We start from the raw sequence: 11,154 nt of genomic DNA, 5'->3' as shown, positions 1-11,154 counted from the left end.
TGGAAAAATTTTGAATAATGTAAACTTTAATGTGAAGTGCACATTATGAAAAATACACTCATCAACCAGCATGTAAGACAGCTGTAATATACCTCATTGTTAATTTATGGAACCTTTATGCAAGTCTAGTGGGATTTTTCATTGGATAAGCGGAAAAATTCCGCTTATTTCGTAAATATTAATAGAAACAGTCCAAATAAGCGGAGAAATTCCGCCTATTTCACTTTTGCTTGTTTGAAGTGAGGTTAAATGCAGGGACGTTCTTCAACAAACTTCATCTATTTTCTTTATTAACTAAAGGCCAAAAAAAGTTCAACCTTTGAATGCTCATTTTCATACATCTGTACCTTACATAATTACTTTCTAGAAGATCTCATCTTTTTTTGAAAAAGTCTAAGCATCGCACCCATTTTCGGGAACCGTTGCTGAAAGAGCGCCCGATCGATGAAATACCAGCAGACAACGACACCTGTGATGTCCTTAATGACATCTATGACCGTAGCTGATCGATAAGGAACGAAGGATTGGTGAATTTCATCGGTTATTCCATACAAGCAGGCAATGGCCGCACAAATATAATTCACCTTTTTCGAAAATGAACCGTTCCATGTCAATGCCCCAAGTACAAATAAAACATATAAAATTGCAAATTCGACTAAATGCATGGACTCCTTAAAGAATCGGTCGATCGTAGAATCAGGCAGCTCGACAACTGCGTTATGAGGCAAACTAGATAATGTCCATATGACACCCATATAGATGAAAGGCAGAACACGGAAAAGCCATTTCCACATAAAAAGAACTCCTTTTTGAAAATTTTTGAATTACATGCATAATTTAATTGTTTATGTCGAAAAATAAAACCAAAAAATTTTTTTTAGCAAATGTATATATTTCTTGTAATCTGTTCAGAATGATTGCTGAGGTGATGATAATGAGAGAGGAAGAAAAGAAACGATCTTCTCAAAATTCCAGCTTTAAGCGCTTTTTCAAAAAGCGTTGGGCATTCCCAGCGATCTACATTGCAAGTGCAGCAATCATTCTAACGGCGGTCCTATGGTATCAGAACAGCAGCAGTACAGACAATACAAGCGACTTCGATTATGAAGCAACTGATGTTCCTGGTAAAAATATCAATGAACCGGCAATTGAAGTGAACCGTCAAATGGAAAACTTCGTAATGCCTGTGAAGGATGCAGATTCAGTAGAAATTGCAAGACATTTCTATGACTCAAATGGCAATTCTGAGGAACAAGAAGCAGCTCTTGTATTCTACAATAACAGATACCATCCGAACACAGGAATTGATATTACGTCTAAGAATGGTGAAACATTTGATGTGGTTGCCTCTTTAAGTGGGACAGTCACAAAGGTTGAGAATGATGATCTATTGGGAAATGTCATTGAAATTGAACATGACAAAGGAATTGTAACACAATATCAATCTGTTACAGAGATGAATGTTGAGGTTGGCGACCAAGTCAAGCAAGGTGATGTTCTTGCGAAAGCAGGAGAAAGCGCATTGGATGAAGAAGCAGGACTACATGTACACTTTGAAATTCGCAAAGACGGTGTACCTGTGAATCCACATGACTACTTTCAAAAACCATTAAGTGCTCTGCAAGAGGATTCATCTGCAAACGATGCGAAAGCAGCGGATGAAGATGAAGCTGTAGAAGATGATGAGCCAGCAGAAGATCCATCCAAAGAGGATGAAAAGCCTGCAGATGAAGAAGAAGACAAAACAGAAGACGATACAAAACAAGATACAACTGAATCTACAGATGCATAAGGAAAACCCGCCATTGGCGGGTTTTTTGTTTTTTATAATTTAAATTGATTGACGATCAATCGCAGCTCATCAGCCATTTGGCTAAGCACATTTGTCGACGATGAAATTTCCTCCATCGTCGCATTTTGCTCTTCTGCCGCAGCGGCGACATTTTGGGAGCGTTCGGAAGCCTCGTTTGATAAATGGGCCACCTCATCCAACGTTTGCTGCATATTCTGTGTGCTTGCATTCACTTGTTCAATTACAGCGGATATCTCTTCCGTTTGGGCGGAGACATCGCTCACCATTCGAGCAATTTCCTGGAAGCTTGATTGGCTCGTCTTCGCCATGTCGATGCCGGATTCCACATTTAGAAGAGATTCTTCCATTGCTTGATTCGCTTCCACTACTTCCTGGCGAATCACTCCAATCAGGCTGCTGATTTCGCCTGCTGCCCCATTAGACTGTTCTGCAAGCTTGCGGACCTCATCTGCTACTACAGCGAATCCCTTTCCATGTTCCCCAGCACGTGCTGCTTCTATGGCTGCATTCAGAGCTAATAAATTTGTTTGATTTGTAATATCTGTTATCAGTGTGACAATGCGTTCGATTTCCTTTGATTTTTGCTCAAGAGAGCTGACGATGTGTGCAGTGGATTGGGAAGAACGCTGAATATCAACCATCTTATCCATCGTATGATCCATAATGGATGTGCCTTCCACCGTGGCTTCTGTCGTCTCCACTGCCAAATTAGAAACGTTTGCAACTGACTGTGATGCTTGATTCATCCCTTTGCCAATTTCTTGTATCACTTTGCTGCTAGTGTTGGCGCTTTCTAATTGCGCAGCTGAGCCATCTGATATGTCCATAATGGCTTCTGTTACCTGATGAAGGGAATTCGAAGTTTCCTCTGCGCTGGCTGCTAATTCCTCTGATGTAGACGCAACAAGTACAACATTCGAATCAATGCTTTGAACGATTTTTATTAATCTGCCAAGCATGTCGTTAAAGCTCGCTGCCATAGCCCCAATTTCATCACGGTTCTTTATTTGCAATTCCCCTACTGTGAGGTCGCCTGTGGCCATTTGCTTAAATTTATCAGCCAACTTAACAATAGGTTTTTGAATGAGTCGTAAGATAAATATAACCATGGCAATGACGAAAACAATAGAGATAACCACCAATATTAACATGGCAATAGTGTTAGTGGTATATAACTCGGTCCCTTGATCTTCAATATCTGCTGCCTGGTTTTTATGCATGGAGAGCAGTGTGTCGACATCGTTATCCATTGCATCATATAGTTCTTGAGCATCATAGATTTGTAGTACGGCATTTTCTCCTTGATTACGTCTTTTCAGTTCTCTTGCTTCGTTCGTAACCTTTAGAAATGCTTCCCATTTATTTCGAAGGCTTTGACCAATTGCTTTTGACTTTTCACTCTTTAGACTTTCTTTTTCATAGTCGTCAAACATTTGAGCAACTTTTATTTCTTGCTCGTCCATTTGTTTCGAGAATTTATCGATATAGTCTGAGTCACTTGATAATATATATTTTTGAGCTGTCGTTAAATAACGTTCTGTAGCAAAGTTGATATCGCCGATTTGTATAATTCCAGGAACAACCTCTGTATTTATAAACTTTGCATTTTCATTCAATTTAGATGAAGTGACAAAGGATGAGGCGCTTATGACACCAATTAATACTAAAAATGCAGTAAAGATCATGATGATTTTCTTGCGAATAGACCATTTCATTCTCTTGTATTCTTCCTTTCCATATTAAGTTGTAATTTCTATACTAATTAACTAATAGCGATTAGATACCCGCTATTTTCTCCTGCCTTAATCATTCGACAAAAATTGCAATCATTTTTATTTATTCATCATAATACGAAAAAGGTAAAAAGGAAATGCATTTTTGTTGGAAAAAGTCAAATAAATAGGTCTGACCTTTTATCGACATATTTCTTGGGAAATATCTATTTTTCGCCACCTTTCTTAAGGGCCATAAAATGAAGGAGTTCTGTATATTTGAGCATGTTGATTAAATTTTCAAAAAATTAACCAGATACCTTGTCCCTATTGTGTTTTTCATGCATATATAAGCAACCAAGCTAATAGACTGTTACTAACCTTACAAAGAGAGTGGTTGAGGTGAGGAGTCGTTTTGGAAATAATAATGTATGTGCTCGGGACATGTTAATTCATAGCAAGCTCAGAAAGTACTTGCTTTCTGTCGCATGAAAGCGAATTCGGGAGGGGATTTTTCTCTCTTGATAACATGCGGAATGCTGTATTGATCTAAGCGAAAAGCGAGTCTCATTTCACACTTCTCACATCCAATTTAGGGAGGGCGAGTGGTGTGCACGATTACATCAAAGAGAGAACTATCAAGATTGGAAAGTATATCGTGGAGACGAGAAAAACAGTTCGCGTCATTGCGAAGGAGTTTGGCGTATCCAAAAGTACAGTCCATAAAGATTTAACAGAAAGACTACCTGAAATTAATCCTGAATTAGCAGTCGAGGTAAAAGAAATCCTAGATTATCATAAATCAATCCGCCATTTGCGTGGAGGCGAAGCAACAAAAATGAAGTATAAAAAGGAAGAGATGGAGGAAGAATCCATCAAATAAAAATCGGTAGTAAAGGCAATTGGCATCGTTCGCTAATTGCTTTTATTATGCCTGAAAATTTGGATCTTCAGATTCATGCATAAACCATAAAATCCACAACCTATCTCAAATTCCCTCTTTGCCTACTGCCATCTGACAAAAATCCACAAAAATCCCAACAATTTTTGACAAATTATTATTTAATTTTGAGTGAGTGTGGTAGAATATAAAATTAGGATAGACTTGGTTCGTAATCAAATTTTATAGATAAAAGACCATACTAAAAAATTAGTGAGTTCGCTTGTATCGTTAAAAAAATAAAGAGATTGTGTTAAGGCAGTTCCTATTTACTCTACGCCTTGAACGACTCTTATTCTGGAGGCGAACAGGGCTGGCCAATGAGTACAAGGAGGAAAGAGTAGGAATGTTTGCAAGGGATATCGGGATTGACTTAGGAACAGCTAACGTGCTTATTCATGTGAAAGGCCGTGGCATCGTATTAAATGAGCCATCTGTTGTAGCAATTGACAGAAACAATAATAAGGTATTGGCCGTTGGAGAAGAAGCTCGCCGCATGGTTGGGCGTACACCAGGCAATATTGCAGCGATTCGTCCGTTAAAGGATGGAGTCATTGCAGATTTTGACGTAACAGAAGCGATGTTAAAGCATTTTATTAATAAATTGAATGTGAAGGGCTTTTTATCGAAGCCTCGTATTTTAATTTGCTGTCCGACGAATATTACAAGCGTTGAACAGAAGGCAATCAAAGAGGCGGCAGAAAAAAGCGGCGGCAAGAAAATTTATTTAGAAGAAGAACCAAAAGTAGCAGCAATCGGTGCTGGCATGGATATTTTTCAGCCAAGCGGCAATATGGTTGTTGATATTGGCGGAGGAACAACGGATGTAGCGGTTTTATCAATGGGCGATATCGTGACTTCTTCATCGATTAAAATGGCTGGAGACACATTTGATAATGAAATTCTGCAGTATATCAAACGTGAATATAAGCTATTAATTGGGGAAAGAACAGCAGAAAATATCAAAATTAATATTGGTACTGTTTTCCCTGGCTCAAGAAGCGAAGAAATCGATATTCGTGGACGTGACATGGTATCAGGGCTTCCACGTACGATTACTGTTCGTTCAGAGGAAATTGAACAAGCGTTAAGAGAATCAGTTGCTGTAATTGTTCAAGCAGCGAAAAGCGTCCTAGAACGCACACCACCAGAATTATCAGCAGACATCATCGACCGTGGCGTTATTTTAACAGGCGGTGGCGCATTGCTGCATGGCATTGATACATTGCTTGCAGAAGAACTTCGAGTTCCTGTGCTAATTGCTGAAAATCCAATGGATTGTGTAGCGATCGGAACAGGCATTATGCTTGATAATATTGATAAGCTTCCAAGACGTAAGCTTGGATAAGAATAAATAGCCTGCCACATGTTGGCAGGCTTTTTCAGAGAGGCTCTGTTGAAAAGCTGAAGAAGAAATATAAGCGGAAAAATTCCGGTTAATGTGAAAAAGAACGCTTAAAAAGAGAATATAAGCGGAGAAACTCCGGTTAATTGCTCTAAAAAAGGCAAAATCCATCGATTTCGATTAAATAGGCGGAAAAAATCCGCTTATATTAAAGGAAATAGAGGTATTTCCCAACATAGCCGGAATTTCTCCGCTTATTTTTTGTAAAATGAATAGTTAGTTTTAACAGTGATATCTACATAATTCCCCAATTTCATCTTTTTTCCTATAAAAATATACTGTTTCTTTTGCAAATTTTTTCTATAATAGAGATAGTGTCAAAATGAACGTGAATAATTCAGTTAATCAATAGATATGAATGTATGAGGTGGACTTACATGTTTAAAGGATTTTATACAGTGGCTTCCGGTATGCTTGCTCAACAAAGAAAAACAGAAATGTTAACCAATAATATGGCAAATGCAAATACGCCTGGATTCAAAGAAGATCAAGCATCATTAAGGGCTTTTCCAGAAATGCTCTTGCAGCGAATCGATGAAGGGCAGACAATCCCGACTGAAAAGGGGCTAACTCTCCCTGGAAATAAACGAATTGGCAGTTTAAGCACAGGTGTGTATATGCAAGAAGCGATCCCTGCCTTTAAGCAAGGGGATTTAAAGGAAACAGGTTTAGGGACAGATCTCGCATTATTAGATGTGGCGATGCCAGCAAATGGCTCGGTCTTTTTCACAGTTGCAGGGCCGAATGGGGAAACGCAGTATACGAGAAATGGGAACTTTACGGTTGATGGCCAAGGGTTATTAACAACTGCAAGTGGCTTGCTCGTGCTTGATGAAGCGGGAAACCCGATCCAACTTTCAAGTGATCAGTTTACTGTGAATGAAAATGGCGTCTTAACTGGTGAAGGCGGCGTAACGGCAAGATTAGGAATTGGCCTAGCAGAGGATGCTAACCGTCTGATTAAGCTTGGAGATGGCTTGTATCGAACTGAGGACGGCAATGCATTAGCAAATGCTTATAACGCAGATGGTGCAGCATTTAAGCTGCAGCAAGGCTATGTAGAACGTTCGAATGTGGATGTAAGCCGAACGATGACAGATATGATGTCAGCTTACCGTGCATTTGAAGCGAATCAGAAAGTGCTTCAAGCCTATGACAAGAGCATGGATAAAGCAGCGAATGAAGTAGGAAGAATTCAATAATTTTTTAGTAAAAGGGGGGAGAATAGCGATGAATAGAACGATGATTACGGCGACAAATACGCTTTCCCAATTACAGAAGCAAATGGATATTGTCAGCCATAATATGGCCAATATTGATACATCAGGTTATAAAAGAAGAGAGGCAAGCTTTACAGATTTGCTTTTTCAACAATTTAATAATCAGCAAAATCCAGCAGAAGAAATGAATAGACTGACACCGAATGGCATTCGCCAAGGGGTCGGGGCGAAGCTTGCTCAGTCAAAGATCGTTATGACACAAGGAAGCCTCAAGAATACAGAACGGGCGCTTGACATGGCATTTACGAAGGAAGGCCAATATTTCCGCGTGTTAGAGCAAAGCGACAATGGGACGGCTGTTCGTTATACGAGAGATGGTGCCTTCTACTTAACACCATTATCTGAATCGGAAAATATGCTTGTAACAGGAAATGGCTACCCTGTATTAGACGAAAATAATAATCCGATTACGATTAATGGGCAAGTGAGTGATTACTTGGTTACACAAAATGGCCGTTTGGTTGCAACGATGGATAATGGCACGACTAGAGAATTCAATCTTGGTGTCGTACAAGTGAATAAACCACAATTCCTTGAACAAAAGGGTGGAAATCTACTTGGACTGCCAGAAAATATCGCGGACTTGAATGTAGCGGAGAATGAAATCTTAACTGAATTAAATGGCCAATTGCGCAGTGAAGTTTCCATTCAGCAACGTGCGCTTGAGCAATCAAATGTCGATATGTCCAAAGAAATGACAGACTTGATTAATCTTCAGCGTGCCTATCAATTCCAGTCCAGATCGATTTCAATTGCCGATCAAATGATGGGATTAGTGAACGGAATCCGATAAATCAAACAACTGGCTAAGCATCAGGTTAGATAAGTGATTTATGACTTGTTAATCTGTGATAAAAGGGGAACAGATAGATGTCTATAAACAACAATAATCAAGAAGCAGCGAAATCGCGTGAGCAATTAAAAAAAGAAAACGCAAGCAAGCCAGCTAAGGCGAGACGACGTCGAGTGCGTGTGCGCATGATTCCGATTTGGCTGCGGATTATCATTGTTGCGATGTTAATTGTAATCAGTCTTTCTGCTGGAGCGGCGGTTGGATACGGTATAATCGGCGGCGGCAATGCGAAAGATGTATTTAAGAAAGAAACATGGACGCATATTGTTGATTTAATTGAAAAAGAATAAAGCGGGCAAACTAGCAAGGGGTTAAACCCTTGCTAGTTTGCTTTTTATTGAAGTATGCAAATCCTTTTTCAAATAAGCGGAGAATTTCCGCCTATTGTAAAAATAGAAGCTTAAAAAGAAGAAATAAGCGGAAATATTCCGGTTAACTGCTTTAAATCAGCTAAAAACCATCGATTTTGATCAAATAAGCGGAAAAAATCCGCTTATTTTTATGGAAATAGACGTATTTCCCAATATAGCCGGAGTTTTTCCGCTTATTTTTTATTCTCCAAAAATGGCCCATACAATTTTAATGCTTGCGACTCGTCTTTTTCTTGTTTCCACCTTTTGTGTTATTCAACAATATACATTCACCGGTTTTTTTAGTAAAATAAAGTACAACCTATTATTAGGAGGAGGTACTAAAAATGTTAAATATTAATGAAATCAAAGAAATTATTCCTCATCGCTACCCATTCTTGTTAATTGATAAAATTCTTGAAGTGGAGGAAGGACAAAAAGCAGTTGGAATTAAAAATGTAACCGCCAATGAAGAATTTTTTAACGGCCATTTTCCTGAATACCCAGTTATGCCAGGGGTGCTCATTGTCGAAGCATTAGCACAGGTTGGTGCGGTTGCTCTCCTGAAAAAGGAAGAAAATCGCGGACGTTTAGCCTTTTTCGGTGGCATTGACAAATGCCGATTTAAAAGACAGGTTGTCCCTGGTGACCAGCTTCATCTTACCGTAGAAATTACTCGCGTAAAGGGCCCAATCGGCAAAGGAAAAGGCATCGCGACCGTTGACGGCGAACTCGTTTGTGAAACAGAAATTACGTTTGCATTGAAATAAATCCACTCAGTAGATGAGCCAAATAAAAAATAAAGTCAGCACACAATGTGTTGGCTTTATTTTTTTTGCAAGTTTGTTGTGTATTTTGGGAACATTAACAAAAGACCACTATATAGGGGTCACCCAATACACATTTAGGAAAGGAGTTTTTTTATGAATAAAAAGCTATTATCCATTATTGGAGGTACTTTTCTTACGGCCATGCTGCTAACAGGTTGTGCGGCAAACAACGATCAAGATCCACCGCCAGAAGACAACAATATTGAAGATCCTGGTATAAACGAAAACAATGGCACAGATCAAAATAATAATGGATTAAACGGCACAGATACAAATCTAGATAACAATGACGTGAATCTAGATAACGATGGGGACATGATGGAAGATCACAATGACCCTGGTGAAGATCTAATCGAAGACGATCTTGACCGAAACGATAAAGATAACAACGATCGATAGGAAATGAGGAGGGACAGGTGAATGCCTGTTCCTTTTAAGATTTTTCTAAGGTCTTTCTGCAATCTCAATTCCGTTTTTTACAAATAATGAAAGTAAATCTGGATGATCTTCTACATGACAAACTGTGAAATCCGCTACAGTCAAAAGTAGTTCGCCCTCTTTAAATAACTGAAAATGCCATAAATCAGGCTTGTCGCCAATGAATGACGATTTCACTGATTCATAAATTAAATCCTTACTAATTTTAGTTATATTTCCACGTATACAAACACTGTTATCCATGCCATCCCACGGACTTTTCGAGATGTTCTCTAATTTTTCGAAATCCAATTTCCTCGTCATTAACGGATTCTCTTCATCAAAATCGCCATTAGGGTAAAAAACCTCAAATTGATCACAATGGTTTAGGGCAGCTATGAATATGTTTTTCCACATAGGGAAGGAAGAGATATGATGAATGATCATGTATGATCCCCTTATATAAAAACTTCCGCCTAGATGAGCGGAAGTTTTTTCATTCTTTAGCAGCTGTCATTTGCGGTTTGCTTTTCATCGTTTGATAAAATTCCTTTAATAAATCGTCTCCAGATAAGCCTTGTTCGATGAGTTTCTTTAAAACAACCTCTGCGTAGTCATGATTGGTCTTCTTTAGTTGCCCTTTGAGAAGGATGCTAATGCGTTGATTAATCGGTTTGATTGTGACAATTCTAGTTTGAAAAGCCGCGGGGCTGTTGCCCTTTTTAGTAATTACGACTTGAACGAACAAATCCTTTTCTTGTTCCGCAAGCTTTTGGAAATATGCTTGATAGGAGATATTCACGAAAGCTTCAATCAGCCACGTGCTTTGATCATTTTCCTGACTAATAATTAAGCCGTCATCCAGTTCAATATCGACCAATTGATCTTCTTCAACAACCTGAAGTGAAACGAGTTTAAATGTCTTCAACTTTTCCCCTCCTTGACTGGCAATCTTTATTACCCAAATTATAACATAGGCCAAGTTAGAAGGAAAAAAAGGATCAGTTTGTCGAAAAATATATGCCGATATACCTAAAAGAATACACTATTAGGCATTTTTTGGTGTTTAATCAGGAGTTTTGTATGAAAGTAGTGCTTTTTAGCTATTTTTTCCCCATAAAAACTCTCTTTTCGTTTTTTTACGATGGACATATTCTTGATTATGATTGGGGTGTAAATGGGAAAGGAGTAGAAGAATATGATTAATCAAGTTACACTTGTCGGAAGATTAACGAAGGATCCAGAGTTGAAACGGACATCGGAGGGCACACCCGTTACAAACGTCACCGTGGCGGTCAATCGCCATTATCGCAACCAGCGTGGAGAAATTGATGCTGATTTTGTGCAATGCACGATTTGGAACAAAGTCGCCGAAAATACATCACGCTACTGCCAAAAAGGTTCACTAGTCGGGATCACTGGAAGAATTCAAACAAGATATTATGATAATCAAGTCGGTAAACGCATTTATGTAACTGAAGTATGGGCGGATGATGTGCGATTTCTCGACCAAAGAAAGCCTGACCCTGTGTTCTCAGGAAGGGAGGCATAATG

The 11,154-nt window shown here is 38.9% G+C and carries 13 protein-coding genes; 9 read left to right on the top strand and 4 right to left on the bottom strand.

The window, feature by feature from the left end:
- Positions 1-356 precede the first annotated feature (356 nt).
- Positions 357-794: a VanZ family protein gene (locus J2Z40_RS14525; protein ID WP_066398205.1), complete on the bottom strand. Its 438-nt coding sequence runs from the start codon at positions 792-794 to the stop codon at positions 357-359.
- Between the two features lie 140 nt (positions 795-934).
- Between J2Z40_RS14525 and spoIIQ the strand changes: the two genes are divergently transcribed.
- On the top strand, positions 935-1,792 hold the full coding sequence (spoIIQ, locus tag J2Z40_RS14520) for a stage II sporulation protein SpoIIQ (protein ID WP_066398204.1): 858 nt from the start codon (positions 935-937) through the stop codon (positions 1,790-1,792).
- Positions 1,793-1,824: 32 nt separating this feature from the next.
- On the opposite strand, the gene J2Z40_RS14515 is transcribed toward spoIIQ, so the two are convergent.
- The gene (locus J2Z40_RS14515; RefSeq protein ID WP_066398195.1) at positions 1,825-3,528 is read right to left on the bottom strand and encodes a methyl-accepting chemotaxis protein; all 1,704 of its coding nucleotides are present in this window, start codon (positions 3,526-3,528) and stop codon (positions 1,825-1,827) included.
- Positions 3,529-4,135: 607 nt separating this feature from the next.
- On the opposite strand from J2Z40_RS14515, the gene spoIIID reads away from it, so the two are divergent.
- From spoIIID to J2Z40_RS14480, 7 genes are all read left to right on the top strand, one after another.
- Positions 4,136-4,408 carry a sporulation transcriptional regulator SpoIIID gene (gene spoIIID, locus J2Z40_RS14510; RefSeq protein ID WP_066398190.1) on the top strand — a complete coding sequence of 91 codons (273 nt, stop codon included), beginning with the start codon at positions 4,136-4,138 and terminating at the stop codon, positions 4,406-4,408.
- 403 nt (positions 4,409-4,811) lie between these two features.
- The gene (gene mreB / locus J2Z40_RS14505; RefSeq protein ID WP_066398187.1) at positions 4,812-5,813 is read left to right on the top strand and encodes a rod shape-determining protein; all 1,002 of its coding nucleotides are present in this window, start codon (positions 4,812-4,814) and stop codon (positions 5,811-5,813) included.
- 434 nt (positions 5,814-6,247) lie between these two features.
- Positions 6,248-7,072 (top strand): flagellar hook-basal body protein, encoded by an 825-nt coding sequence (locus J2Z40_RS14500; RefSeq protein WP_066398185.1) that lies wholly within the window; start codon positions 6,248-6,250, stop codon positions 7,070-7,072.
- Between the two features lie 28 nt (positions 7,073-7,100).
- Entirely contained in the window at positions 7,101-7,943 is an 843-nt protein-coding gene (locus tag J2Z40_RS14495) for a flagellar hook-basal body protein (protein WP_066398183.1), read from the top strand.
- A gap of 77 nt (positions 7,944-8,020) precedes the next feature.
- Entirely contained in the window at positions 8,021-8,293 is a 273-nt protein-coding gene (locus J2Z40_RS14490) for a DNA-directed RNA polymerase subunit beta (RefSeq protein WP_066398182.1), read from the top strand.
- A gap of 407 nt (positions 8,294-8,700) precedes the next feature.
- Positions 8,701-9,123 (top strand): 3-hydroxyacyl-ACP dehydratase FabZ, encoded by a 423-nt coding sequence (gene fabZ / locus J2Z40_RS14485; RefSeq protein ID WP_066398180.1) that lies wholly within the window; start codon positions 8,701-8,703, stop codon positions 9,121-9,123.
- 153 nt (positions 9,124-9,276) lie between these two features.
- A complete protein-coding gene (locus tag J2Z40_RS14480; RefSeq protein ID WP_066398175.1) occupies positions 9,277-9,582 on the top strand; it encodes a hypothetical protein in 306 nt (101 codons plus the stop codon).
- Positions 9,583-9,627: 45 nt separating this feature from the next.
- Here the strand turns inward: J2Z40_RS14480 and J2Z40_RS14475 are convergent, their stop codons facing one another.
- Positions 9,628-10,047 (bottom strand): hypothetical protein, encoded by a 420-nt coding sequence (locus J2Z40_RS14475; protein WP_066398174.1) that lies wholly within the window; start codon positions 10,045-10,047, stop codon positions 9,628-9,630.
- 49 nt (positions 10,048-10,096) lie between these two features.
- On the bottom strand, positions 10,097-10,528 hold the full coding sequence (locus J2Z40_RS14470) for a YwpF family protein (protein ID WP_066398173.1): 432 nt from the start codon (positions 10,526-10,528) through the stop codon (positions 10,097-10,099).
- Positions 10,529-10,798: 270 nt separating this feature from the next.
- Between J2Z40_RS14470 and J2Z40_RS14465 the strand changes: the two genes are divergently transcribed.
- Positions 10,799-11,152, top strand: a complete 354-nt coding sequence (locus J2Z40_RS14465; protein WP_066398165.1) for a single-stranded DNA-binding protein — start codon at positions 10,799-10,801, stop codon at positions 11,150-11,152.
- The last annotated feature ends 2 nt before the right edge of the window (positions 11,153-11,154 follow it).

The sequence above is a fragment of the Cytobacillus eiseniae genome, assembly GCF_017874625.1.
GTDB lineage: Bacteria > Bacillota > Bacilli > Bacillales > Cytobacillaceae > Cytobacillus > Cytobacillus eiseniae.
Note: the sequence above shows the minus strand (reverse complement) of the source record. Positions and strands in the feature narration are given on the sequence as shown.

Coding starts and splice junctions, on each gene's coding strand:
- J2Z40_RS14490 (WP_066398182.1), top strand. CDS start 8,021: ATGTCTATAAACAACAATAATCAAGAAGCAGCGAAATCGCGTGAGCAA.
- J2Z40_RS14515 (WP_066398195.1), bottom strand. CDS start 3,528: ATGAAATGGTCTATTCGCAAGAAAATCATCATGATCTTTACTGCATTT.
- mreB (WP_066398187.1), top strand. CDS start 4,812: ATGTTTGCAAGGGATATCGGGATTGACTTAGGAACAGCTAACGTGCTT.
- spoIIQ (WP_066398204.1), top strand. CDS start 935: ATGAGAGAGGAAGAAAAGAAACGATCTTCTCAAAATTCCAGCTTTAAG.
- J2Z40_RS14495 (WP_066398183.1), top strand. CDS start 7,101: ATGAATAGAACGATGATTACGGCGACAAATACGCTTTCCCAATTACAG.
- J2Z40_RS14500 (WP_066398185.1), top strand. CDS start 6,248: ATGTTTAAAGGATTTTATACAGTGGCTTCCGGTATGCTTGCTCAACAA.
- J2Z40_RS14475 (WP_066398174.1), bottom strand. CDS start 10,047: ATGATCATTCATCATATCTCTTCCTTCCCTATGTGGAAAAACATATTC.
- J2Z40_RS14525 (WP_066398205.1), bottom strand. CDS start 794: ATGTGGAAATGGCTTTTCCGTGTTCTGCCTTTCATCTATATGGGTGTC.
- J2Z40_RS14480 (WP_066398175.1), top strand. CDS start 9,277: ATGAATAAAAAGCTATTATCCATTATTGGAGGTACTTTTCTTACGGCC.
- J2Z40_RS14465 (WP_066398165.1), top strand. CDS start 10,799: ATGATTAATCAAGTTACACTTGTCGGAAGATTAACGAAGGATCCAGAG.
- fabZ (WP_066398180.1), top strand. CDS start 8,701: ATGTTAAATATTAATGAAATCAAAGAAATTATTCCTCATCGCTACCCA.